At 71.3% G+C, this 22,915-nt stretch carries 22 protein-coding genes and 1 riboswitch; of the genes, 8 read left to right on the top strand and 14 right to left on the bottom strand.

The genetic code is table 11. The features are described 5' to 3' along the window. Positions 1 to 9 precede the first annotated feature (9 nt). From paaC to paaA, 3 genes are read right to left on the bottom strand one after another with little or no spacing between them, the layout of a single operon-like run. Entirely contained in the window at positions 10 to 741 is a 732-nt protein-coding gene (gene paaC / locus BXA10_RS07765) for a 1,2-phenylacetyl-CoA epoxidase subunit PaaC (RefSeq protein ID WP_076469108.1), read from the bottom strand. Next, positions 738 to 1,022 (bottom strand): 1,2-phenylacetyl-CoA epoxidase subunit PaaB, encoded by a 285-nt coding sequence (gene paaB, locus BXA10_RS07760; RefSeq protein ID WP_076469106.1) that lies wholly within the window; start codon positions 1,020 to 1,022, stop codon positions 738 to 740. Before paaB ends, paaC begins: the two co-directional genes overlap by 4 nt. Continuing rightward, complete coding sequence (paaA, locus tag BXA10_RS07755; protein ID WP_076469103.1) at positions 1,019 to 2,089, bottom strand: 1,2-phenylacetyl-CoA epoxidase subunit PaaA; 1,071 nt, start codon at positions 2,087 to 2,089, stop codon at positions 1,019 to 1,021. The genes paaB and paaA overlap by 4 nt, the downstream gene beginning before the upstream one ends. 383 nt (positions 2,090 to 2,472) lie before the next feature. On the opposite strand from paaA, the gene BXA10_RS07750 reads away from it, so the two are divergent. Both BXA10_RS07750 and BXA10_RS07745 read left to right on the top strand, forming a co-directional pair. Beyond that, positions 2,473 to 3,456: a hypothetical protein gene (locus BXA10_RS07750; RefSeq protein WP_076469100.1), complete on the top strand. Its 984-nt coding sequence runs from the start codon at positions 2,473 to 2,475 to the stop codon at positions 3,454 to 3,456. Beyond that, positions 3,456 to 4,394, top strand: coding sequence for a serine hydrolase (locus BXA10_RS07745; protein WP_076469097.1), 939 nt, complete (start codon positions 3,456 to 3,458; stop codon positions 4,392 to 4,394). Before BXA10_RS07750 ends, BXA10_RS07745 begins: the two co-directional genes overlap by 1 nt. A gap of 105 nt (positions 4,395 to 4,499) precedes the next feature. Here BXA10_RS07745 and BXA10_RS07740 read toward each other — a convergent pair whose 3' ends face one another. From BXA10_RS07740 to BXA10_RS07730, 3 genes are read right to left on the bottom strand one after another with little or no spacing between them, the layout of a single operon-like run. Beyond that, a complete protein-coding gene (locus tag BXA10_RS07740) occupies positions 4,500 to 5,354 on the bottom strand; it encodes a menaquinone biosynthetic enzyme MqnA/MqnD family protein (protein ID WP_076469095.1) in 855 nt (284 codons plus the stop codon). Between the two features lie 33 nt (positions 5,355 to 5,387). Next, on the bottom strand, positions 5,388 to 6,689 hold the full coding sequence (locus BXA10_RS07735) for an MFS transporter (protein WP_076469092.1): 1,302 nt from the start codon (positions 6,687 to 6,689) through the stop codon (positions 5,388 to 5,390). Positions 6,690 to 6,732: 43 nt separating this feature from the next. Beyond that, a complete protein-coding gene (locus BXA10_RS07730; protein WP_076469089.1) occupies positions 6,733 to 7,314 on the bottom strand; it encodes an ArsR/SmtB family transcription factor in 582 nt (193 codons plus the stop codon). Positions 7,315 to 7,436: 122 nt separating this feature from the next. Here BXA10_RS07730 and BXA10_RS07725 point away from each other — a divergent pair, with 122 nt between their 5' ends. From BXA10_RS07725 to BXA10_RS07700, 5 genes are all read left to right on the top strand, one after another. Then, entirely contained in the window at positions 7,437 to 8,237 is an 801-nt protein-coding gene (locus BXA10_RS07725; protein WP_076469086.1) for a carbon-nitrogen hydrolase family protein, read from the top strand. A 453-nt stretch (positions 8,238 to 8,690) separates the two neighbouring features. Further along, the gene (locus BXA10_RS07715; RefSeq protein ID WP_076469081.1) at positions 8,691 to 10,769 is read left to right on the top strand and encodes a HelD family protein; all 2,079 of its coding nucleotides are present in this window, start codon (positions 8,691 to 8,693) and stop codon (positions 10,767 to 10,769) included. Between the two features lie 138 nt (positions 10,770 to 10,907). After that, positions 10,908 to 11,897 carry an ABC transporter ATP-binding protein gene (locus BXA10_RS07710; protein WP_076469078.1) on the top strand — a complete coding sequence of 330 codons (990 nt, stop codon included), beginning with the start codon at positions 10,908 to 10,910 and terminating at the stop codon, positions 11,895 to 11,897. Between the two features lie 12 nt (positions 11,898 to 11,909). Continuing rightward, on the top strand, positions 11,910 to 12,647 hold the full coding sequence (locus tag BXA10_RS07705) for an ABC transporter permease (protein ID WP_076469076.1): 738 nt from the start codon (positions 11,910 to 11,912) through the stop codon (positions 12,645 to 12,647). 93 nt (positions 12,648 to 12,740) lie between these two features. Next, on the top strand, positions 12,741 to 13,508 hold the full coding sequence (locus BXA10_RS07700) for a VOC family protein (protein ID WP_076469073.1): 768 nt from the start codon (positions 12,741 to 12,743) through the stop codon (positions 13,506 to 13,508). A gap of 105 nt (positions 13,509 to 13,613) precedes the next feature. Here the strand turns inward: BXA10_RS07700 and BXA10_RS07695 are convergent, their stop codons facing one another. The 4 genes from BXA10_RS07695 to BXA10_RS07680 form a co-directional block, all read right to left on the bottom strand. After that, positions 13,614 to 14,396, bottom strand: a complete 783-nt coding sequence (locus tag BXA10_RS07695) for an ABC transporter ATP-binding protein (RefSeq protein WP_076469071.1) — start codon at positions 14,394 to 14,396, stop codon at positions 13,614 to 13,616. Then, positions 14,393 to 15,490, bottom strand: a complete 1,098-nt coding sequence (locus BXA10_RS07690) for a FecCD family ABC transporter permease (RefSeq protein ID WP_076469068.1) — start codon at positions 15,488 to 15,490, stop codon at positions 14,393 to 14,395. The genes BXA10_RS07695 and BXA10_RS07690 overlap by 4 nt, the downstream gene beginning before the upstream one ends. Before the next feature lie 31 nt (positions 15,491 to 15,521). Beyond that, complete coding sequence (locus BXA10_RS07685) at positions 15,522 to 16,457, bottom strand: ABC transporter substrate-binding protein (RefSeq protein ID WP_076469066.1); 936 nt, start codon at positions 16,455 to 16,457, stop codon at positions 15,522 to 15,524. 86 nt (positions 16,458 to 16,543) lie between these two features. Beyond that, positions 16,544 to 16,683, bottom strand: a riboswitch (cobalamin riboswitch). 137 nt (positions 16,684 to 16,820) lie between these two features. Beyond that, positions 16,821 to 18,692 carry a M14 family metallopeptidase gene (locus BXA10_RS07680; RefSeq protein WP_076469063.1) on the bottom strand — a complete coding sequence of 624 codons (1,872 nt, stop codon included), beginning with the start codon at positions 18,690 to 18,692 and terminating at the stop codon, positions 16,821 to 16,823. Positions 18,693 to 18,904: 212 nt separating this feature from the next. Between BXA10_RS07680 and BXA10_RS07675 the strand changes: the two genes are divergently transcribed. Beyond that, on the top strand, positions 18,905 to 20,266 hold the full coding sequence (locus BXA10_RS07675; RefSeq protein WP_076469061.1) for a C39 family peptidase: 1,362 nt from the start codon (positions 18,905 to 18,907) through the stop codon (positions 20,264 to 20,266). 53 nt (positions 20,267 to 20,319) lie between these two features. On the opposite strand, the gene BXA10_RS07670 is transcribed toward BXA10_RS07675, so the two are convergent. From BXA10_RS07670 to mqnE, 4 genes are all read right to left on the bottom strand, one after another. After that, positions 20,320 to 20,802, bottom strand: coding sequence for a hypothetical protein (locus BXA10_RS07670; RefSeq protein ID WP_076469059.1), 483 nt, complete (start codon positions 20,800 to 20,802; stop codon positions 20,320 to 20,322). A 76-nt stretch (positions 20,803 to 20,878) separates the two neighbouring features. Next, positions 20,879 to 21,163: a DUF4229 domain-containing protein gene (locus tag BXA10_RS07665; RefSeq protein ID WP_076469308.1), complete on the bottom strand. Its 285-nt coding sequence runs from the start codon at positions 21,161 to 21,163 to the stop codon at positions 20,879 to 20,881. A gap of 64 nt (positions 21,164 to 21,227) precedes the next feature. Beyond that, entirely contained in the window at positions 21,228 to 21,650 is a 423-nt protein-coding gene (locus BXA10_RS07660) for a hypothetical protein (RefSeq protein WP_076469056.1), read from the bottom strand. 23 nt (positions 21,651 to 21,673) lie between these two features. After that, positions 21,674 to 22,843 carry an aminofutalosine synthase MqnE gene (gene mqnE, locus BXA10_RS07655; protein ID WP_076469053.1) on the bottom strand — a complete coding sequence of 390 codons (1,170 nt, stop codon included), beginning with the start codon at positions 22,841 to 22,843 and terminating at the stop codon, positions 21,674 to 21,676. Positions 22,844 to 22,915: the final 72 nt, after the last annotated feature.

The raw sequence follows: 22,915 nt of genomic DNA, 5'->3' as shown, positions 1-22,915 counted from the left end.
CTGGGCTGTTCACCACTGCGCGCCCGGGTGGGCCCGGTGCAGCACCTGCATCTCGGCGAGCAGGTACGACAGGTGCTCGGTGTGCACGCCGTCCCGCCCACCGGCCGGCGCCCAGCCGGTCTCCGGCCGGGTCAACGTGGCCTCGGTCAGCACCGCCGCCACTGTCGCGTCGAACTCCGCCCGCAGGGTGGCCGGGTCGACCGGCGCGCCGGGGTCGGCGGCGAAGAGTTCCGCGACGTACGGCCAGACCTGGTCGACCGCCGCCTGCATCCGGCGGTGCGACTCCTCGGTGCCGTCGCCGAGCCGCTTCACCCAGAGCGAGGCGTGGTCCAGGTGGTACGCCGACTCCTTGCGCGTCTTGGACCCGATGGCGGCGAGCCGCTCGTCGGCACACTCCGCGAGCGCGGTGTAGAGCGGCAGTTGGTAGGCCGACAGGAAGAGCAGCTTCGCCATGGTGACCGCGAAGTCGCCGTTGGGCAGCTCGACCAGGAGACAGTTGCGGAACTGGCGGTCGTCGCGCAGGTAGGCGAGCGCGTCCTCGTCCCGGCCGGCGCCCTCGAGCTCACCCGCGTACGTCAACAGCAGCCGGGCCGCGCCGAGCTGGTCGAGGGCGATGTTCGCCAGCGCGATGTCCTCTTCCATCTCGGGGGCGCGGGTGGTCCACTCGGCGAGCCGCTGCGCGGCGATCAGCGCGTCGTCGCCGAGGCTGAGGGTGAACTCGAAGGGGGTCCGCTCGCTCACAGGTGCGCCACCCCGTCCGGCACCTCGTAGAAGGTGGGGTGACGGTAGACCTTGTCGGCTGCCGGGTCGAAGAACGCGTCCTTCTCGTCCGGGCTCGACGCGGTGATCGCGCTCGCCGGCACCACCCAGATCGACACACCCTCCTGCCGTCTGGTGTAGAGGTCGCGGGCGTTACGCAGGGCCAGCTCCGCGTCCGGGGCGTGCAGGCTGCCGACGTGGGTGTGCGACAGCCCCCGCCGGGCCCGGACGAAGACCTCCCACAGAGGCGACGGATCGGTCACGCTGCCACCTTCTCCTTGTTCTCCGCCGCCCGCTTGGCGGCGTACGCCGTGGCGGCCTCGCGTACCCAGGCGCCGTCGGCGTGGGCCTGGCGGCGGTGGGCCATCCGCTGCCGGTTGCACGGCCCGTCGCCGGAGATGACCCGCATCAGCTCGTCGTAGTCGGGCTGGGTGAAGTCGTACGCCTGCCGCTCGTCGTTCCAGCGCAGGTCGGGGTCGGGAATGGTCAGGCCGAGGATCTCGGCCTGCTGCACGCACATGTCGACGAAGCGCTGGCGCAGCTCGTCGTTCGAGAAGCGCTTGATCTTCCAGGCCATCGACTGCGTGGAGTGCGTCGACTCGCCGTCCGGCGGGCCGAACATCGCCAGCGACGGATACCACCAGCGGTCCAGCGCGTCCTGGGCCATCGCCTTCTGCTCAGGGGTGCCGTGGGAAAGTGTGTGCAGGATCTCGTAGCCCTGCCGCTGGTGGAACGACTCCTCCTTGCAGATGCGGATCATCGCTCGGGCGTACGGCCCGTAGGAGCACCGGCACAGCGGCACCTGGTTGACGATCGCGGCGCCGTCGACCAGCCAGCCGATGGCGCCGACGTCCGCCCAGGTGAGGGTGGGGTAGTTGAAGATCGAGCTGTACTTCTGCCGGCCGTTCAGGAGCAGGTCGACCAGCTCGTCGCGGCTGATACCGAGGGTCTCGGCGGCGGCGTAGAGGTAGAGCCCGTGCCCGGCCTCGTCCTGGACCTTGGCGAGCAGGATCGCCTTGCGCTTGAGCGACGGCGCCCGGCTGATCCAGTTTCCTTCCGGCTGCATGCCGATGATCTCGGAGTGGGCGTGCTGGGCGATCTGCCGGATCAGCGTCTTGCGGTACGCCTCCGGCATCCAGTCGCGCGGCTCGATCTTCTGGTCCGCCTCGACGACCTCGGCGAAGAACCCCGCCAGGTCGTCGTCGGACGCGGGCGCGCCCCGCCGCTGCCGGGCCGCCGCCTCCCGCAGGGCGGCCTCAGCCGCCTCGACCTCACCGAGCAGGCCGCCGCCGGATGCCTCCTCCGGGGCGCCGAAGTCGTTGCCATACATGACGACAAGTGTTACAGCTCACGACCGGATACACCAGGGGGTGTAACAGGAATCCGAGCACATCTTCCGAATCGGAACGTCGGCTGACCCCCGCCTCCCTTACGGAACTTTTACGGACAGTCCGGATAACGTGCCTTACGGAACAAAGATGAACTATCCCGTAATTCGCATAACGGTTCGATATCCCGCCTTCACGGCAACTTGCCAGGTGCCAGGCGCTGGCATATCGCAGTTGCGGACGTAGACTTCCGACGTCACACCGATCGGCTGGCGACGATCGCCGTCCCCACGGGCCGTGGACCCTTCCCGGCCTGGGCGATCAACCGGTCCGTCCTGACAGAAAGCCGGTCCCCCCGGCCCCTACATCTGGAGTTCACCGACTCATGCGTTCCCGCGTGACCATGGTGCTCGCCGTCGCGGCAGTCCTCCTCGGTAGCGCCCTGATCGTTCCGACCGCCTACGCCCGCCTTTCCAGCGGCGACGGCGGCAGCAGCGGTGGCGGTGGCGGAGCCAGCGTCGCGGCGCCCGCACCCACCGCACCGCCACCGCCGACCCTGGCCGCCGGCCGGGTCTCGGTGGACTTCGACGGTGAGTTCTTCTCCTGGGCCCTCATGGACCGCAAGACCGGCAAGATCTCCGGGTCGAAGAACATGGCCTCGACCAGCTCGACCGAGTCGATGATCAAGGCCTGGATCGTCAGCGACTACCTGCGCCAGCTCGACGACAAGAAGCCTCCGGCCGACATGCTGAAGGCGGCCAGCCTCGCCATCCGGGACAGCAACGACGACGCGGCCAACAAGGTCTACTACGCCGCCGGCGGCTCGTACAGGATCCTGCCGAACAGCCAGCCGAGTCCGGTGATCCAGCGGGCGATCAAGATTTGCGGCCTCACCGACACCAGCCGCGGCAACGTGGCCAAATACCAGGGCTACTGGAGCTTCACCCGGATGTCCCCGCGCGACGCGGTCCGACTCGGCGACTGCATCGCCGACGGCAAGGCAGCCGGCCCGCAGTGGACCAAGTGGGTGCTGAACGAGATGAGCAAGGTCCGCGGCAGCGTGTCCGACCAGCACGACACGTACGGCGGCGGCAAGTGGGGGATCGTCGACGGCCTGCCGGCGTCGATCAAGGCGCAGGGGCCGGTCAGCATCAAGAACGGCTGGACCCAGCTGGCGTACGACGGCAACTGGCACGTCAACTGTCTCGCCGTCACCGACAAGTGGAGCCTCGCCGTGATGTTGCGCTACCCGGCCAAGAGCCCGCTCTCCTACGGAGCCAAGACCTGCGCCAGTGTGGCCACCCAGTTGGTGACCCCGCAACCCGGCGCCGTGCTCAAGGTGCCGCAGCAGCCGGTCGGGAAGCTCTGATGGCCGGCGACCGGCGGAGCCGGGACGCGTCCCCCCTGCGGCTGATCGCCGTGGCGGTGATCCTCATCGGCCTGGTGCTCGTGTCGCTGCGCCTGCTGCCCGGCTCGCCGTTCGTGTCCCAGGCCGCGGCTACGTGGGGCGCGGGCGCCGGCGACGGCACGCGGGCCACCAACGAACCCGGCGACCGCAGCAACCGGCCCTCGGCGGAGCCGAGCCCCAGCCCGTCCCTGCCGCCGCTGCCGTTCGAGGCCAAGGACCTCGACCTCGACATCGAGGGTTGGTACGGCTGGGCCGTCCTGGACCGGCGGACCGGCGAGATCATCGGTTCGAAGACCATGGACGAGACCAGCACCACCGCCTCGCTGATCAAGTCCTGGATCGTCTCCGACTACCTGCGCCGGGCCGACGAGAAGGGGGAGAAGCCGAGCGACGCCAAGCTCGCCGACGCCACCCTGATCATCCGGGACAGTGACAACACCCGAGCCGAGCAGTTCTACAACAGCGTCGGACGGGCCGCCTCGATCAAGCGCGCGATCTCGATGTGTGGCCTCACGGACAGCAGCGTCGCCCCGGACGGCGGCTGGAGCCGTACGGCCCTCTCCCCCCGGGACGTGGCCCGGCTCGCCAACTGCATCGCCGAGGGCAAGGCCGCCGGGCCCGAGTGGACCGACTGGCTGCTCAACGAGATGCGCCAGGTCCGCGGCACTGGCGACTTCGGCATCCGGAAGGCGTTCCCGGCCGCCGAACGGAAGCAGATCGCCATCAAGAACGGGTGGATCGACCGGACCAGGGAGCAGGAGATGCACATCAACTGCCTGGCCATCGGCGACACCTGGACGATGGGCGTGATGGTCAAGTACCCGATCGACATGGGCTACGACTACGGCATGAAGAACTGCCAGAAGATCACCGAAGCCCTGCTCCGAGACCCCACCTGAGCATCCCGAACCGAACGAGAGACCGCCCTGGCCACAGCGATGGCCAGGGCGGTCTCTCGTTGCAGGGGCGAGGGCCGCGCCGAGCGGCGGCCGCGTCCGCAGTGGTCAGCCGGCGAAGAAGGCGGGGCCGTCCGCCGGCAGGGCGGGCGCCTCGCCGAGGGCCGCGGCCCGCCGGGCGAACTCGCGCAGACCGGCGACCTGCCGCTCCCCGAGGGAGAAGTCCAGGGTCCGGAAGTACGTGGCCAGGGTCTCCGCGTCGAACGGCTCCCAGCGGGCACCCGCCTCGGCGACCTGGTCCAGTTCCGTCAGGGAGAGGTCGCGGGAGCGCAGGAAGGCCTCGTGCACCTCCTTGACCCGGCCGGGATGGGCGGCCGCGAAGTCGCGGCGTACCGCCCAGACCGCGAAGACCATGGGCAGCCCGGTCCACTCCCGCCAGGCCTGCCCGAGGTCGGTGACCTCCAGGCCCAGCTTCGGCGCCTCGTAGAGCGCGCGCAGTGCCACGTCACCGATCACCACGGCGGCGTCCGCCTCCAGCAGCATCTGCGTCAGGTCCGGCGGGCAACGGAAGTACTCGGGACGCACTCCGTACCGCTCGCCGAGCAGCAGTTGCGCGAGCAGCACACCGGTCCGCGAGGTCGAGCCGAGCGCGACCCGGGCACCGTCCAGCTCGGCGAGCGGCCGGGTCGAGACGATGTTGACCGAGAGCACCGGGCCGTCGCTGCCGACGGCCAGGCCCGGAAGGAGCAGCAACTCGTCGGCGTGCCGCAGGTACTCGAGCTGCGAGATCGGCCCGATGTCCAGATCGCCGGCGACCAGTGCGGAGTTCAGCCGGTCCGGCGTGTCCTTGTAGAGGTCCACGTCGATCAGCGCCCCGGATCGCATCAGCCCCCAGTAGATCGGGAGGCAGTTCAGGAACTGGATGTGCCCGACCCGAGGGCGGGCGATGCGATCAGCAGCCATGCCCCGACCGTATCCCCGCCCCCGGAGTTCGGCTCAGCGACCCGGCACCGGAGTGGCCAACCCCGCACCCGGCTCCGCGTCCTCACCTGCGCTCGCCGGTTCGTCGCGCGACACGGGCCGGACGTCACGCTCCGCCCGGGCCGCACGGCGAAGGGGTACGGCCAGCACGGCGACCGCGGCCAGCCCGGCGAGCCCGGCGCCGGCCACCAGGGGCCGGGGGCTGAGCAGTTCGAGCAGGAGGCCGCCGGCCAGGTAGCCCACCATGGACGCGCCCTGCACCGCTCCGACGTAGACCGCGAACGCGCGTCCCCGGACCGGCTCGGGCACCCGGCGGGCCATCAACACGTTGCCGAAGACGTTGTCGCCACCGTTGCAGAGCCCGCCCACGACCCAGATCGGCACGAGCAGCAGAGCGGACGGCACGGCCGCCGAGACCAGCACCATCAGGCAGCATCCGCCGAGCAGGGCGAGCGCGGCGCCGGCCAGTGCCCCGTCGCGGCGGAGCCGCGCGACGGCCCGCGCGAAGATCCACGCACCGGCCAGCATGCCCAGCGTCCAGGCGGCGGTGACGAGTCCGTACGTGGTCGTGCTGCTGTGCAGCGTCTCTCGGATGAAGAAGACCTCCACCACGTTGATGGCGCCGACCGCGCCGACCACTCCGGCCACCCCGATCACCGTGGCGAGCAGCAGCGGATCGCGGCGTAGCCGCCAGGCGCGTGCCTCGATCCCGGCACCGGTCGCCACCGGCCCTGGACGCCGCCCGCCACCCCGCCGGGTACGGATCAGCAGCCCGGCTGCGACCAACGCGAGGTAGCTGGCCGCGTCGACCAGCAGCGGGAGACGGGTGCCGAAGCTCCCCACCAGCACCCCGGCGAGCGCGGGGCCGGCGAGCGCACCGAGTGTCCCCGCGGACTGCTGTAGCGCGCTGGCGCGGGCCAGGTCCGCCGGTCGCACCATGGCGGGGATCAGGGCGGCCAGCACCGGCTGGGTCACGGCCAGGCCGACGGCGAGCAGCCCGACCAGAACGATCATCAGCGTCGGTCCCCCGGTGTTTGCCAGCGCCACGCAGATACCCGCCTGCGCCAGCCCGGCGAGCACCAGCAGCGTGCGGCTGTCCACCCGGTCGGCGAGCCGACCGGTCAGCGGGGCCAGCGCCACCAGCGGCAGGGTCGCGGCCAGCAGCAGGCCGGAGACGGCCAGGCCGCCGGCCCCGGCGCTCTGCAGGGTGAGGGTGAGCGCGCTCGCGGCGAGGAAGTCGCCGCAGCTGGAGATGCCGCGGGCGGCGGTGACGAGCCAGACGTCTGACCAGCGCGATGGAGCAGTTGTGAAGGACATACTTCGAAAGTAATCCTTCACAACTGCTCGGGGCAACCCCTCTTCACTCCAGCGGCAGCGCCTTGTAGTGGATCGAGACGGTCCGAGCGTCGGACGGCGGATCGGGACGCGTCCGCTTGCGATACGGCTCCAGCAGCCGATCCACCGCATCGTTCAGCTCGGCGAGCTCCGCCGCGGTGATCAGAAGCTGGCTGTCGAATAGCCGGGCGACGTCGTACCACTCGGGCGGCTCGGCCGATGCGCGCCGCAACCACTCCCGGCTGCGCTCCAGCTCGACGGCGAGGAACGCCTCGACGAGTGCGGTCTGCGCCGCCACCGCCTCCGGCTCGGCGTCCCGACCGGCGTCCACCGTCCAGCTGGGGCTGACGGTCCGCCAGATCCGCTCCCGCGCGTCACCACGGCTCGGTGCCGGCTCGATGAGGCCCGCCTTGGCCAGTTCTCGCAGGTGGTAGCTGGTGGCACTCGGCGACAGGCCGACGACCTCGGCGGACTCGGTGGCCGTAGCGCCCTCCTGGAGCGCACTCAGGTGTTCCATGATCGCGAGTCGGGCGGGATGGGCCAGCGCCCGCATCACCTGCGGGTCGCTGATCCTCAGCCCACGTCGCTCGGCAGACGGCTCGGTCATACTCCCCATGATCCCGGCCGTTGCCCCACCTCGCCGCCCACCCCTCCCAGCGCGGCGGCGATGCCCGACAACTCACCCACCGCCGACGACGCGCCTCGTCACCGACCCGATAGGAAGGGACGATGCGAATCAGCGCGACCATCGGTCAGATCCCGACGCCCTGGGACATCAATACAAATCTCGCGTCCATCGAAGCGGTGGTGGCCGAGAGCGAACCGGACGACCTCGTGCTGCTGCCCGAGGGGGCCATCTCGGGGTACGCACCGGACCTGTCGCCCCTCGCCACGCTCGACCAGGCCCTCCTCGCCGACGCGATCGAGCGGGTCGCCGAACTGGCACGACGTCGGGGAGTCCACATCTTCTGCGGCTCCCTCCTGCCGGCGCAGGGCGGCTGGTGGAACGTCGCGCTGCACTTCCCGCCGTCCGGTGGGCGATGGGTCTACCGGAAGATCAACCTGGCGGTGAACGAGCGGGCGGCAGCGCTCCGGGCCGGTACCGAGCTGCCCACGCGGCAGGTACGTCAGCCCGACGGAGAGCTCGCCGTCGGTGTGCAGCTGTGCCGGGAGATCCGCTACCCCGAGCAGTGGCAGCACCTGGCGCGTTCGGGCGCGCAGGCCTTCGTCTACCTCACCAACGCCGCCAGCCCCGAGGCGACGCCTGGCGTCTGGCGCAGCCACCTGATCAGCCGAGCGGCCGAGAACCAACGGTTCTTGTTCGCGGTGAACCTCGCCGATCCCCGCCAGCACTGCCCGAGCATGGTCGTGTCACCACGCGGCGACGTGCTCGCCGAGCTGCCGCCCGGCCAGGCGGGCACGCTCCGGGTCACCGTCGACCTGGCCGAGGTCTCGGACTGGACCCTCGACCAGCAGCGGCGGGACGTGGTCGACCTGCGGTACCGACCCGATGTCCACGATCATGCCTGACGCCAGTGGCCCGGCAGCCCGGCAGCCCGGTTGCCCGGTTGCCCGGTTGGCCGGTTGGCCGGTTGCCCCGAGCAGCAGACATCACCACGAGGTTGATACCTCTGGGGCATAAAAATGCCTGAGAGGTATCAGGCTCACCGGCATGGCCGTCAGGCGGGACGCGCAGACGTGTCCGTGCAGGACGGGTGCCCGGATCAAGGCGGCCGGCGCCGGCGGCGACCGCACGGCGACCGGCGGCGACCGGCGGCGACCGGCGGCGACCGGCGGCGGCTGGCGGCGACCGGCGGATCGGTCCGGGAAATCACTCGGCGGCCGCGGCGTCGAGGCGTAGGGTGGACGACCGCGCGCGTTGACGCGCGCCTCCTGCCTACGGGCACAGCCGGCACCGCGTCGACGGAGCGCCGGGCGGCCCAGGTCAACCGATCACACGAACGCACCGGAAGGTCGCCTCGGATGACCCTTGCTGCCCACACGTCGAACGACCCCGCCGACCTCGATGACGAGCTGACGTCGGAGCGAGCCCACCTCGAGAGTTCCCGAGCGGCACTGCGCCGGATGCGGGAACGCGCGGAGGCCCTCTTCTCCACCGGCGACAAGGTCGCCGGCGACTCGTACACCGCTGAGCAGCTGGGCCGCCACATGGCCCGGCGAGTGAAGGAGCTGGCGGACGACCCGACCACCCCGCTCTTCTTCGGCCGGCTGAACTTCGGCGGGACCGACCGCCGGAACAGCGACGACGCCGGCCCCGACGACGAGGTCGTCGGGGTGTACCACGTCGGACGGCGGCACGTCACCGACGAGCTGGGCGAGCCGATGGTGATCGACTGGCGGGCCCCGGTCTCCCGGTCGTTCTACCGCGCCAGCGCCCGGGACCCGCAGGGGGTGACCGTCCGCCGCCGGTTCGGGTTCAGCACCGGCGCGCTGACCAGCTTCGAGGACGAGCATCTGGACCGGGGCGAGGAACTCGGCACCGCGAGCCGGATCCTGACCGCCGAGATCGAACGCCCCCGCGTCGGGCCGATGCGGGACATCGTCGCCACCATCCAGCCGGAGCAGGACGAACTGGTCCGAGCCGACCTCGCCGACTCGATCTGCGTGCAGGGGGCGCCGGGCACCGGGAAGACCGCCGTCGGGCTGCACCGGGCCGCCTACCTGCTCTACCTGCACCGGGAACGGCTGAACCGATCCGGAGTGCTGATCGTCGGGCCGAACCGGGCGTTCCTGTCGTACATCGCGGCGGTGCTGCCCGCCCTCGGCGAGGTGGAGGTCCAGCAGTCCACGGTGGAGGACCTGGTGGCGCGCGTACCGGTGCGCGCGGTCGAGGACGTCGCCACGGCGACGCTGAAGCACGACGTACGGATGGCGGAGGTGCTGCGCCGCGCGCTCGAGATCCAGATCGGCGAGCCGACCGAGCCGATCATGGTGTCCGACGGCTCGTTCCGCTGGCGGATCGGGCTGGAGCCGCTGCACCGGGTGCTCGAGGAAACCCGCCGGGAAGGGCTGCCGTACGGCGTCGGCCGCGAGCGGGTCCGGGCGCGGGTGGTAAGCCTGCTGCAACGGCAGTCCGAGGCGCGCCGCGCCGAGTCGCCCAGCGACGCCTGGCTGCGCCGGATGGCGAAGTCACGGCCGGTGACCACCTTCCTCGACACGGTCTGGCCGGCGGTCACCCCCGAGGGCCTGGTGCACACGCTGCTCGCCGACCCGGCGGCGCTCGCCGCCGCGGCGGACGGTCTGCTCACCGAGGCCGAGCAGGCACAGCTGACCTGGGCGAAGCCCCCGCGCACCGCGAAGGCGACCCGGTGGACGGCCGCGGACGCGGTCCTCATCGACGAGGCCGCGGGACTGATCGAGCGACCCGCCGGCTTCGGCCACGTCGTCATCGACGAGGCGCAGGACCTCTCGCCGATGCAGTGCCGGGCCATCGCGCGACGCAGCGAGCACGCGTCGATCACCCTCCTCGGCGACCTGGCCCAGGGCACCGCCCCCTGGGCCGCCACCGACTGGCACGAGACCCTCGCCCACCTGGGCAAGCCGAACGCGGTAGTGGTTCCGTTGACGGTCGGCTTCCGGGTGCCGGCCGCAGTGGTCGCGCTCGCGAACCGGTTGCTCCCGGCACTCGCCGTGAACGTCCCCCCGGCCGAGTCGCTGCGTCGTGACGGCGGCCTGGACGTGCGTACGGTGACGGATCTGACCGAAGCGACGGTGGCCGAGGTGCGGGCCGCGCTCACGCACGACGGCTCGGTCGGTGTCATCGCCGCCGACGACGCGGTGGAGCAGCTGCGGGCGGCGCTCGCCGACGCGGGCGTCGAGACCGCGACCGCAGACGACGTGTCGACCGCGGCGCGGGTCACCGTGGTGCCGGCGACGCTGGTGAAGGGTCTGGAGTACGACCACGTGGTGGTCGTCGAGCCGGCCGCGATCGTGGCCGCCGAGCCACGCGGCCTGCACCGGCTCTACGTCGTGCTGACCCGGGCGGTGTCCCGGCTGGCCGTGCTGCACCGGGACCCGCTGCCCGCCGCACTGGCCGGCTGAACGGCCGCAGCCGGGCCAGGACCGGGCGAGGCGCGCACGCGGATTCGCCGAAACCCTGCTCAGGGGACAGCGGGACTGGCACCGGCGGAGTAGACAGAGGGTCGGCAGACATTCACGGTGTCCACGAAGGAGAACCGCATGATCCTGGCGCGTGCCGACCAGGTCTCCCGCCGCTACGGCGACGTGCTGGCCCTCGACCGGGTCGACCTGACCGTCCGTGCCGGCGAGATGGTCGGGCTGCTCGGGCCGAACGGCGCCGGCAAGAGCACCCTGATGAACCTGATCGTCGGTCTGCGCCGCCCCACGTCCGGTCGGGTGGAGCTCTTCGGCGGCGACCCGCGCGACCCGGCGCCGCGCCGGCAGCTCGGCATGACGCCGCAGGAGACCGGCCTGCCCGGCACGTTGCGCGTCGGCGAGGTGGTGGACTTCGCCGCCGCGCATTACGCCGATCCCGTGCCGCGTGACGAATTGCTCGACCGTTTCGGGCTTACCGACCAGGTCCGGCGGCAGACCGGTGGTCTCTCCGGCGGCCAGCGCCGGCGACTGGCAGTGGCCTTGGCTTTCGTCGGCCGTCCCCGGCTGGTGTTGCTCGACGAGCCGACCAGCGGCCTCGACGTCGAGGCACGCCGCACCCTCTGGGACGCCATCCGCGCCTTCCACGCCGAAGGCGGGACAGTGCTGTTGAGCAGCCACTACCTGGAGGAGGTGGAGGCGCTGGCCAGCCGGGTGGTGGTGATCGGGCACGGTCGGGTGCTCGCCGACGACAGTGTGGACGCGGTCCGCTCCGTGGTCGGCGTGCGTCGGGTCAGCTTCGTCGCCGACGACCTACCGGCGCTGCCCGGCGTGGTGCGGTCCGAGCTGATCGACGGCCGCAACCACCTGCTCACCACCGACGCCGACCAGTTGGTGCGGGACCTGGTCACCGCCGGGGTCGGCTTCACCGACCTGGAGGTACGCCCCACCTCGCTGGAGGAGGCGTTCCTCGCCATCACCGCCGAGGAGCCGCCGAGCGGCGACACTCGTGGGGCCCGGCCAGGCGACGGCCCGGTGACCGTCGGGAGCCGACCGGCCGGCGATGACGACGAGCCCACCACCGCCGCCTCAGGCGGCCGACCGGCCACCGCCTGAGGAGGGGAAGCAATGCAACTCACCTTGGTCCACACCCGGTACCAACTGCTGGAGACCGTCCGGATCCCGATCGCCGTCGTCGGCAGCGCGTTCTTTCCCGCCGCAGCGATGCTCTTCTTCGTGGTGCCGTTCGCCGGCAAGGACGCGGTCGGCGCCACGTACGCCACCGCCTCGATGGTCACCTTCGCGGTGATGAGCGCCAACATCTTCCAGTACGGCATCGGCGTCGCCGAGGATCGCGCCCAGCCCTGGGATCCGTACACCCGGACCCTGCCCGCCGGACCGGGGCCCCGGCTCGCCGGTCGGGTGCTCGCCGGGCTGGTCCTCACCTATCTCTCGCTGATCCCGGTGGTGGTGATCGGTGCGACGCTGACCGCCGCCCAGATCACGCCGATGGCGTTCCTGCTGGCCATCGGCACCGTGGCGGTGGTGTCGGTGCCGTTCACGCTGATGGGGCTCGCCATCGGCTACTCGCTGCCCAGCAAGGCGGCCATCGTGGTCGCGCAGATCATCTTCTTCCCGCTCGCCTTCGGCGGTGGCCTGCTCTCCGCCCCGGACGAGGCGCCGGGGTTCATCGAGGTGGTCGCGCCGTACCTGCCCACTCGGGGCGCGGTCGAGCTGATGTGGGCGACCGTCGGCGACTACCCGGCGCGCCCGCTGCCGCTGATCATGCTGGGCGTCTGGGTGGTGGCGCTGGCGATGCTGGCGGTCTGGGCGTACCGGCGGGACGAGGGTCGCCGGTTCAGCTGACGATTCGCCCGTTTCAACCTCGTACGCCGGTCGGGCGGTGCCAGGATTCCGGCAAGGGGGACGTCGTGTCGCCCCGAGCCGAGAGGGGTCGCCGTGAACACCGTCCCGCCGGGTACGCCCTGCTGGGCCGACCTGGCCACCCCCGACCTGGCCGACGCGCGGCGGTTCTATCCGGAGCTGTTCGGCTGGACCGGACGGGTGGCGTCGGAGCCGGAGGCGAACGGTTACACGGTCTTCCAGCTACAGGGGCGCGCGGTCGCCGGGGCCGGTCCGCCGGCCATCCCCGACCAGGTGCCGATCTGGTCGACCTACATGGCCACCGACGACGCCGACCTGGTCGCCGGGCGGGTCGAACGGGCCGGCGGGCAGGTGGTGGTACCACCGTTCGAGGTGTTCGACCGCGGGCGGATGGCGGTCTTCGCGGACCCGGCCGGCGCGTCGTTCAGCGTCTGGCAACCGATGGCGATGCCCGGCGGCGAGGTCTTCAACGTTCCGGGCGCGATGGCCTGGAACGAGTTGGTCACCCCCGACCCGGAAGGGGCCAAGGTCTTCTACGAGCTGGTCTTCGGCTGGCAGCCGGACGACCAACTGGTCGGCTCGATGACCTACACCGGTTGGCGGCTCGGCGCGCAGATCGTGGCCGGGATGATGCCTCCGCTCGCCGACGACTTCCCCGACGACCTGCCGGCGTACTGGACGGTCTATTTCGCGGTCGCCGACGCCGATGCGGCCGCAGCCCGGGCCGCCACGCTGGGCGGGACCATCCTGGTGCCGCCCAGGGACATCCCGACCGGCCGCTTCGCCGCCCTACGCGACCCCCAGGGCGCCCTCTTCTCCGTCATCGACATCGGACCCCCCTAACCCCCACCCCCCACCCCTTCGCCCCGGCACTTTCACTGAAAGAGTGGCTATTCCGCGCGGAATGGCCACTCTTTCAGTGGAAGAGGCACGTTGAGGGGGGCGGGGTCAGCGGCGGCGGACGGGGACAATCAGGGGGCCGTGGTCTCCGTCGATCACGCGGACGCTGGCCTTGTAGTGCTCGGCTAGCAGTCGCTCGGTGAGCACCTCGCGGGGAGTCCCGGCGGCGGCCACCCGGCCGGCCGCGAGCAGCACCATCCGGTCGGCGTACTCGCCGGCGATCGACAGGTCGTGCATCGTGGCGACGACGGTCAGGCCGTTCTCGCGGCGCAGCTGGTCGACGAGGTCCAGCACCTCCTGCTGGTGGCCGATGTCCAGCGCACTCGTCGGCTCGTCGAGCAGCAGCAGCGTGGCCCCCTGGGCGAGCGCCCGGGCCAGGAAGACCCGCTGCCGTTCACCGCCGGAGAGGGTCGCCAGCTCGCGCCGTACGAATCCGGTCAGGTCCAGCCGCGCCAGCACCTCGTGCACGGCGGCCAGATCGGCGGCCGACTCCCGCCCCAGCGACGGGATGTACGGGGTGCGGCCGAGCAGCACGTAGTCCAGCACCGACATGCCAGGTGGCACCACCGGGGACTGCGCCACCGTGGCCACCACCCGGGCCCGGTCCCGCCGGCGCAGCGACTCGATGGGCGTACCGAAGAGAGCGACGGCGCCCGGCGCGGCCAGCAGCCCGCCGACGGCGCGCAACAGGGTCGACTTGCCGGCGCCGTTGGGGCCGATCACGGTGACCCACTCGCCGACGGCGACGGTCAGGTCGATGCCGGCGAGGATCGGCGTGCGGTCCAGGGTGACGTGCAGGTCACGCACCTCGACCGCGGGTGCGGCGCTCACGTCAGCGCCTGCCGGGCGGTACGCAGGACCAGGACGAAGAACGGGCCGCCGAGCAGGGCGGTGACCACGCCGATCGGGATCTCGGCGGGTGCGGCGACGGTACGTGCCGCCACGTCGGTGAGCGCCAGGAACGCGGCGCCGAAGAGCAGGGAGAGCGGCAGGATCACCCGGTAGCTCGATCCGGCGAGCAGCCGCACGGTGTGCGGCACGATGATGCCGACGAAGCCGATCAGACCGGTGGCGGAGACCGCCGCGGCGGTGCCGAGCGAGGCCGCGGCGATCAGCAGGTAGCGGGAGCGCTGCGGGTGCAGGCCGAGGCTGCTCGCCTCGTCGTCACCGACCGACAGGACGTCCAGTTCCCGGCCGTGCAGCAGTACCACGACGGCGGTGAGCACGGCGTACGGCAGGACCAGCAGCACGTCGTGCCAGCCGGCGGTGGCGAGCCGGCCGAGCAGCCAGGAGTAGACCGCCTGGATGCTGTCGGAGTGCCGTTGCAGCAGGTAGGTCTGCCCGGCGGAGAGGAACGCGGAGACGGCCACCCCGGCCAGGATCAGCATGGCGGGGGACCGGTTACGGCCGCCCGCCGCGCCGAGCAGGTAGGTCAACGCCACCGCGCCCAGCGAGCCGGCGAACGCGGCGAGCGGGATGGTCAGCGGCAGGCCGGTGAGTGCACCCTCCGTGCCGGCTCCGCCGAGGGCGATCACCGCGGTCACCGCGAGGCCCGCCCCGGCAGCCACGCCGAGCAGGTACGGATCGGCCAGCGGGTTGCGGAACACGCCCTGGTAGCAGCCGCCGGCCAGGGCGAGCATCCCGCCGACGAGCAGGCCGAGCACCACGCGGGGCAGCCGCAGCTCGGTCACGATGGCGATCTCCCGCTCGTTGAGCCCGCTGTCCAGGTGCACCCCGGGCAGCAGGTTGAGCAGTTCGGCGGCGACGCTGCCCGGCGGGATGGTGACCGGGCCGAGCGACACCCCGGCCACCAGCGCGACGAGCACCGCGACGACCCCGGCGGCCAGCCAGCCCGGTCGCAGGCCGGCCGGCCGGGACGGGGTCGCCGCCCCGGCCGGCCGGGCGGGCGGCGTTTCGGGGGTCACGGGCGCGACCCTGGTCACCGACGGTGCTCCGTCACGCGGGCACCTTGGCGACCGCGTCCACGATCGACCGGAGCAGGTCGACCACGCGCGGCCCCCAGCGGGACGCGATGTCGTCGTCGAGCGCGACCACCTGGTTGTTCTTCACCGCGGTGATCCCGGACCAGCCGGCGCGCGCCTTGACCGTGTCGCCGTTCTGCTGGCAGCACTTCGTGTCGGCGAGGAAGATGAAGTCCGGGTCGGCCTTGACGATGACCTCCTGGGAGAGCTGCGGGTAACCGCCGTTCTTGCCGTCGGCGTCCGACGGGTCGGCGATGTTCTCCAGGCCGGCCATCGCGTAGAGCGAGCCGATGAAGGTCTTGCTGGTCGCGCTGTACAGCTCCGTACCCAGCTCGTGGTAGTAGGTGAGCTTCTCCGGGCGCTGCGGCAGGTCCTTCACCAGCTTGGCGATCTCGTCGCGCATGCGCTGGGTGAGGTCGGCCGCCTCGGTGGGGTGCCCGGTGAGCGTGCCCAGCTCGGTGATCTGCTGGTACGTGTCGTCGAGGGTGGTCGCCGCCGGCGTGAGGTAGACCGGGATCTTGAGCTTGGCGAGCTGGTCGACGATCTTGTTCCGGTCGTCGGAGATCACCACCAGGTCGGGGTTCCGGCCGGCGATAGCCTCCGCGTTCGGCTGGAAACCGGAGAGGTCGGTCTTCGGCACGTCCGCCGGGTAGTTCGAGTTGTTGTCGACCGCGGTCACCTGCGGGCCGGCGCCGATGGCGAAGAGCATCTCGGTCGCGCTCGGCGTGAGCGAGACGATCTTCTCGGGACGCTTGTCGAGGGTGACCTTGCCGACCGTGGCCGGGAAGGCGGCGGCCGACTGGCCGGTGCCGGCCTCGGGGGCGTCGTCGGTCTTGTCGGCACAGGCGCCGAGGGCGAGTGCGGCGATCGCGAGGGTCGCGGCGAACAGCCGAGGGGTACGTCTGGACATCGGTCCTCCTGTCGGTCGAGGAGCGTGGTGCTTCGCCGACAGGGACACAGCGCCCGTCCGCGAGGCGCCCTTCCTCGAGAGCGCGGGTCGCGACCGATCCGCAGGCGACCTGGCTCGTCCCCTCCGCGGGGAGGGGTATCACAGTTGCGGGACAGCACCGGAGTCACACCGGCTTCGCTGGGAACGGTCGGTAAGACCGTAGCGCACCAGCAGACCAGGCCCCATCGATGAAGGGGCCCATCCAGGTAGCTCGATCGTCCGACCGCCCCGAGGTCGAGCCGATCGGCCGCTGGTTACCGAATTGCCCCGATCCTCGGGTGGGCGGGTGGGGCCCCGTCGGGGGCGGGACGGGGCCCCACCGGATCAGGAGGCGGTGATGGTGACGTTGTCCACAGCCGCCTCGACGAGGCTCGCGCCCGAGGCGTCCGCCGCTTGGACCAGGATCCGTACGCTCTGCCCGGCGTACGGGGTGAGGTTCAGGTTCGCCATCGCCCAGGAGCCGTTGCGGTTGGTCGCCGCGCCGGCCTGGTTGAACAGGGTGGTGGTGCCGCCGTTGTGCACCACGCTCACCCGCAGGTAGTCGGCCGACGAGGAGTTCGAGCCGTGCGCCAGGTACCAGGCCAGCGAGAGGGTGAGCGTGCCGCTCGACGGCAGCGCCACCGCCGGCGACCGGGCGCTCGTCACGCCGCCGTCGAGGTCGTAGTCGCCCGCCGCGGACCCGGCGAGCCGGCCGGTGACCAGGTCGTTGCTGCCGGCGTACGGGGTGAGTTGCTTGGCTCCGCTGGACGTGGTGGCCTGCGCGGCGCCCCGCTCGAAGGCGCCCGCGGTGGCGGTGTCCGTGCCGTTCGGGTTGATCGTCCAGCCGGTGGCGGTCTCGAAGGTGTCCGACCAGACCGTGGTGCCGCCACCACCTCCGCCGCAGTACTGCGCCTGCTTGCCGATCGCCCGGTACGGGCAGTCGGCGTACTCGCTGAGCATCAGCACGGCCTCCCGGTTGCGGGAGGTCTGCGCGGGGATCACCTCGTCGGGCGGGTAGAAGCCGCCGTCACCGGCCGACCCCGGGTACATCTCGAACGTGTACGCCCAGATGCCGTGCGTCGCCCACATCCAGTCGATGCTGGTGCCGTCGGCGATGTAGAGGTCGCTGGACTGCTCCGGCGTGTAGCTGTTCGTGGCCGCCATCTGCTGCCCGATGGTGGCGAAGGTGTTGTACTGGTCGGCCGTCATTCCGCTCGGCGTGTTGGCGGTCGTGTAGCCGAACGGCCAGAGCACGAGCTGCGAGTACGTGTGGAAGTCGATGTTGGCCTTGATCTGCTGCACCCCGCCGACCACCCGGCTGTTGACGAAGTTCCGCAGCGCCTGCGTCTCCGGGGCGGAGAACGCCGACGGGCCCCGGTAGGTCTCCGACGAGGTCGAGCCGGACGAGCCGCCGCAGCAGCCCCACTGGTAGCCCCAGTTCCGGTTGAGATCGGTGCCGATCGCCGAGGAGCCGCTGTTCGGCTGCCGGTTCTTGCGCCACGAGCGGTAGGAGCCGGTGGCGATGTCGTACTCGCTGCCGTCGGGGTTCACCGTCGGCACGATCCAGATCTCCCGGCCGTTCACGATGTTCGTGATCCGGGAGTCGCTGCCGTACCCGTCGGTGAAGAGGTTCAGCAGGTAGATCGCCATCTCCACGGTCAGGTGCTCGCGGGCGTGCTGCTGCGCGTTGAAGAGGATCTCCGGCTCGTTCTCGTCGGTGGTCACGTTGTCGGAGATCTTCACGGCCATCAGGTCACGGCCCTCGTACGAGCTGCCGATGCTGAGCTTGCGGGCGATCGTCGGGTGGTCCGCGACGACCTGGTTCACCACTGCCGTCAGCTCCGCGTAGTCGTGGTAGTTCGAGTCGGCGGGCGGGAAGGCGAGGGTGCCGACCTCGCCATGGTCGCGTGCGGGCGGCGCGGCGTCCGGTTCCAGCCGGAAGCCCAGCCGAGTGATCGCGGTGGCCTCGGCAGTGGTGGCCGAGACGTGCAGCACGCCGTGCTCGCTGTAGTCGATGGCGGCTCCGGTGCGCGCCACCGCGTTGCGGTCGGCGAGGGTACGCGGGCCGAGCACCCGGTAGGCCGCGGCGGCCGAGCCGCCGGGTTCCTCGGCCGGCCGCGCCGAGACCGGCCCGGTGGCCACGGTGACGAGCCCCAGGCCGGCGGCGACGGCGAGCGCCAGGGCGCGACGGAGACGGAGGGGTGTACGGAAGGCCATGGTCAACCTCCTCGGGGGGCGGGAGATCCCGCTCGGTGGAGCACACTCCACCACCCGTCACATGGTCATATCAATATCGGCCGTCGCCTATTCCATGCCAAGCCGATCATCGCCCCGGCAATGATTTTCCATCCATGTAGATATGGCGAAACTTCTCTGCGAGCGGGAGACTGACCGGCGACGATGCCCGACCACACCCCCGCGGAGCACCCATGGTCAGATCACGCCTGAGCGTGGCCGCCCTCGCCGGCGTCACCGCGCTCACCCTCCTCGGCACCGCCGCACCGGCGAACGCGGTCTCCCCCACCGCGACCGTCCAGGCGGCCGGTCAGCCGATCAGCCACGACGAGCAGGTCACCTTCCACGACTGGTCCCGCTACCCCGACTGGGGGCAGGGCAGCCACTCCGGCACCCGTGCCGTACCCGGCGCCCGCCCCGGCCTGACCCTGGCCCGGCCTGCCGGCACCACCGACTACACCGACCCGCACACCGGGGTCACCCGCACCTGGGAGTACGCCACCTGGACCTCCCCGGTCACCGCGGTCGGCTTCGACGCGACCGAACTGGTCGCCTCCTGGAACGCCGAGACCCCCGCCGGCACCTGGATCCAGGTCGAGCTCCAAGGCGGTTACAACACCGGCGACAAGACCCCGTGGTACGTGATGGGCCGCTGGGCCTCCGGTGACACGGACGTCAAGCGGACCACCGTGAACGGCCAGGGCGACCCGTGGTCGACGATCTGGACCGACACGTTCAGCATCGACGACGCGTCCGCCGGGGTGCTGCTGCGCTCGTACCAGCTCCGGCTGACCCTCTACCGGGCGCCCGGGCAGGCCGCCGCGCCGGTCGTGCACATGCTCGGAGCGATGAGTTCCAACGTCCCGGACCGGTTCACCGTCGCGCCGAGCGCCGGGCACATCGCCTGGGGCGTCGAGCTGCCGGTGCCCCGGTACTCGCAGAACGTGCACGCCGGGCACTACCCCGAGTACGACGGCGGCGGCGAGGCGTGGTGCTCCCCCACCTCCACTGAGATGGTGATCGAGTACTGGGGACGGAAGCCGTCCGAGGCGGACACCGCCTGGGTGGACCCGACCTACCCGGACCCGACCGTGAACCACGCGGCGCGGATGACCTTCGACTACGCGTACGACGGCGCGGGCAACTGGCCGTTCAACACCGCGTACGCCGCCAGCTTCACTGGGCTGGAGGGACGCGTCACCCGGCTGCACTCCCTGGACGAGGTGGAACGCTTCATCGCCGCCGGAATCCCGGTCGTGACCAGCCAGTCCTTCCTCGCCAGCGAGCTGGACGGGGCGAACTACGGCACCTCCGGCCACCTGTTCGTGGTGGTCGGCTTCACCGCGGACGGCGACGTCATCGTCAACGACCCGGCCTCGTCCAGCAACGAGGTGGTGCGCAACGTCTACCAGCGAGAGCAGTTCGAGCAGATCTGGCTGCGTACCAAGCGGATCAATGCCAGCGGCGGGGTCTCCGGCGGTTCCGGCGGCGTCGCGTACCTCATCAAGCCGGTCGACAAGGCCTGGCCGCAGGTGCCCGGCTCGACCAACTGGTGACAGCGGACGAGCCCGGCACGGTCGCGGTCGACCGTGCCGGGCTCGCCCTACGCTCAGTTCAGTCCGGTCGCGGCGAGGAACGCCTCGTCCGCCGCCTTCTGCTCGCGGCGCCGGCGGACCGCCCGCAGGATGACGATCACCCAGGCCACCGCGGCCACCAGGCCGGCCAGGGTGAGCCCGGTGACGAGCAACCAGGTGGAACCACCGGTGGCGGAGAAGACGCCGTCGCTCGCGCCCGTGTCCCGGGCCGGCGCGGTCTCACCTTCCGAGAGCGCGTCCGGCGCGTCGTAGAGGATCACGTCCTCGCGCGTGGTGCCCGCGTCGGTCGTGAAGTCCCCGTACCAGGTGCAGCTACGCCGGGAGCACTCCTGGTGCACCGCCGTGAAGGTGCCGGAGTCGCCGCCACCGCCGTGCGCCTGCCAGGCCGGCACGAGGTCGCCGGTGCCCGCCACGAATCCGATGACTGCGATGATCGGAAGGCCGACCCAGAGGAAGAACTTGGCCCGCCAGTCACTGATCTTGCTGAAGATCCCCACGGCGGCAGAGATTAGCGGGACGGGCCCGGCCGCGTTGCCCCGTTTTCTCGCCGGCTTCGCCCCGCACCGGCGAAAGCTACCGGGGCTGGCCGTCCTGCCGCTCGCCCTCGCTCGACTCGTCCTCGCCCGCCAGGGCGGAACGCAGCCGCTCCTTCTCGTCCCGGCGGCGCTGCGCGGCGCCGGCCATCTCCTCGGCCATCTCGTCCCGCCAGCCCTTGAGCAGGAAGAACGAGAGCGCGGCGGAGAAGACCAACGCCAGCATCAGCTTCAGGAAGACGTTGATGTCGACCAGCCAGAGGGCCGCCAACACGAGGACGAACAGCCCTATCCGCCCCAGCGTGTACTTGACCGCCGCGCTCACCTGCACCACTCCGTTCCCGCTCCGCCGGTCGGTCCGGCGGACGCCTCAGCCCGCGAGGGGCGGTTCAGCCCGTCCGGCGAGCCAGCCAGCGGACCCCGGAAAACCACACCACGGCGTACACCACCGTGAAGGCAGCCGCCGCCAGCGCGCCGGAGAGCAGCCCCGGCAGGCCCGCGGCCAGACCGGCCACCAGCAGCCCGACGACCACCCCGACAGCGGCGGCGACCAGTCCCGCCATCACCCGGGCCGCGCCGAACTCCCAGGCACGGAAGTCCTCCCAGAAGAGCCAGACCGGAAGGATCACCGAGAGCCACCCGTTGGCCCGCCCGGAGCCGCCGGCCCCGAACGAGGAGAACGCCCAGTCGAACAAGACCAGGGCGAGCACCCCGATCACCCAGCCGGCAAGGCTGATCCCGAGCAGGTCGCCGAGGAAACGTATCCGCCCCTCGGCGTCGCGCCGGGGGAAACCGCTCTGCTGTTCAGTCATCGCCCTACGAGAGTACGTGCCGGTCAGGCCCAGACCCGCTGCGGCTCGGCCCGGCGCTCCGCCAGCGACGGGGCGGCGTCGTACTCGCGCACCACGTTGTACCGGGTGTCCCGCTCGACGGGGCGGAAACCCGCCTCCCAGATCAGGTTGAGCAGGTCCTCCCGGTGCATGGTGTTCGGGGTGCCGTACGAGTCCGCGTCGTGCGTGATCTTGTATTCGACGACCGACCCGTCCAGGTCGTCCGCGCCGAAGTTGAGCGAGAGCTGGGCGACCGACAGGCCGTGCATCACCCAGAAGCACTTGACGTGCGGCACGTTGTCGAAGAGCAGCCGGGACACCGCGAAGGTCTTCAGCGACTCGGCCGGCGAGGCCATCGTCGTACGCGCCTGGATCCGGTTGCGGATCTTGCCGTCCGCCGAGTCGACGAAGTCGTGCTGGTAGCGCAGCGGGATGAAGACCGCGAAGCCCCCGGTCTCGTCCTGCAACTCGCGCAGCCGCAGCACGTGGTCGACCCGGTGCCGGGGCTCCTCGATGTGGCCGTAGAGCATCGTGGCCGGCGTCTTCATGCCCTTGCGGTGGGCCAGCGCGTGGATCCGCGACCAGTCCTCCCAGTGGCAGTCGTGGTCGACGATGTGCTGGCGGACCTCCCAGTCGAAGATCTCCGCGCCACCGCCGGTCAGCGACTCCAGGCCGGCGTCCATCAGCTCGTCGAGGATCTCGTCGGCGCTCAGCCCACTGATCTTCTCGAACCACTGCACCTCGGTCGCGGTGAAGCACTTGAGCTTGACGTTCGGTAGCGCCGCCTTCAGCTCCCGCAGCACCTTCGGGTAGTAGCGCCAGGGCAGGGTGGGGTGCAGGCCGTTGACGATGTGCAGCTCGGTGAGCTGCTCGTCCTCCATCTCCTTCGCCTTGCGGACCGCCTCGTCGATACGCATCGTGTAGGCGTCCTTCTCGCCCGGCTTGCGCTGGAACGAGCAGTACGCGCACGACGCGGAGCAGACGTTGGTCAGGTTCAGGTGCCGGTTGACGTTGAACATCACCCGGTCGCCGTTGAGCTCGGTGCGCCGGTGGTGCGCCAGCCGCCCGAGCCAGGCCAGGTCGTCGCTCTCGTAGAGGGCGATCCCGTCCTCCCGGCTGAGCCGCTCCCCGGCGTACACCTTCGCTTCGAGCTCACGCTTGAGTCCGGCGTCCATGGCACGTCCCTTCCACCCGCGGTCCCGATCGAGCGTACGACGGGCGGCCGGCGACTCCACCGGCACGGTCCG

It is taken from the genome of Micromonospora avicenniae (assembly GCF_900156065.1).
In the GTDB taxonomy this organism is placed as follows: Bacteria; Actinomycetota; Actinomycetes; order Mycobacteriales; family Micromonosporaceae; genus Micromonospora; species Micromonospora avicenniae.
Note: the sequence above shows the minus strand (reverse complement) of the source record. Positions and strands in the feature narration are given on the sequence as shown.

What these genes read in the sequence shown, in the direction of transcription:
- BXA10_RS07750 (WP_076469100.1), top strand. Translation starts at nt 2,473, where the DNA reads ATGCGTTCCCGCGTGACCATGGTGCTCGCCGTCGCGGCAGTCCTCCTC.
- BXA10_RS07715 (WP_076469081.1), top strand. Translation starts at nt 8,691, where the DNA reads ATGACCCTTGCTGCCCACACGTCGAACGACCCCGCCGACCTCGATGAC.
- mqnE (WP_076469053.1), bottom strand. Translation starts at nt 22,843, where the DNA reads ATGGACGCCGGACTCAAGCGTGAGCTCGAAGCGAAGGTGTACGCCGGG.
- paaA (WP_076469103.1), bottom strand. Translation starts at nt 2,089, where the DNA reads ATGTATGGCAACGACTTCGGCGCCCCGGAGGAGGCATCCGGCGGCGGC.
- BXA10_RS07730 (WP_076469089.1), bottom strand. Translation starts at nt 7,314, where the DNA reads ATGACCGAGCCGTCTGCCGAGCGACGTGGGCTGAGGATCAGCGACCCG.
- BXA10_RS07745 (WP_076469097.1), top strand. Translation starts at nt 3,456, where the DNA reads ATGGCCGGCGACCGGCGGAGCCGGGACGCGTCCCCCCTGCGGCTGATC.
- BXA10_RS07725 (WP_076469086.1), top strand. Translation starts at nt 7,437, where the DNA reads ATGCGAATCAGCGCGACCATCGGTCAGATCCCGACGCCCTGGGACATC.
- BXA10_RS07685 (WP_076469066.1), bottom strand. Translation starts at nt 16,457, where the DNA reads ATGTCCAGACGTACCCCTCGGCTGTTCGCCGCGACCCTCGCGATCGCC.
- BXA10_RS07660 (WP_076469056.1), bottom strand. Translation starts at nt 21,650, where the DNA reads ATGACTGAACAGCAGAGCGGTTTCCCCCGGCGCGACGCCGAGGGGCGG.
- BXA10_RS07680 (WP_076469063.1), bottom strand. Translation starts at nt 18,692, where the DNA reads ATGGCCTTCCGTACACCCCTCCGTCTCCGTCGCGCCCTGGCGCTCGCC.
- BXA10_RS07735 (WP_076469092.1), bottom strand. Translation starts at nt 6,689, where the DNA reads ATGTCCTTCACAACTGCTCCATCGCGCTGGTCAGACGTCTGGCTCGTC.
- BXA10_RS07740 (WP_076469095.1), bottom strand. Translation starts at nt 5,354, where the DNA reads ATGGCTGCTGATCGCATCGCCCGCCCTCGGGTCGGGCACATCCAGTTC.
- BXA10_RS07675 (WP_076469061.1), top strand. Translation starts at nt 18,905, where the DNA reads ATGGTCAGATCACGCCTGAGCGTGGCCGCCCTCGCCGGCGTCACCGCG.
- BXA10_RS07705 (WP_076469076.1), top strand. Translation starts at nt 11,910, where the DNA reads ATGCAACTCACCTTGGTCCACACCCGGTACCAACTGCTGGAGACCGTC.
- BXA10_RS07710 (WP_076469078.1), top strand. Translation starts at nt 10,908, where the DNA reads ATGATCCTGGCGCGTGCCGACCAGGTCTCCCGCCGCTACGGCGACGTG.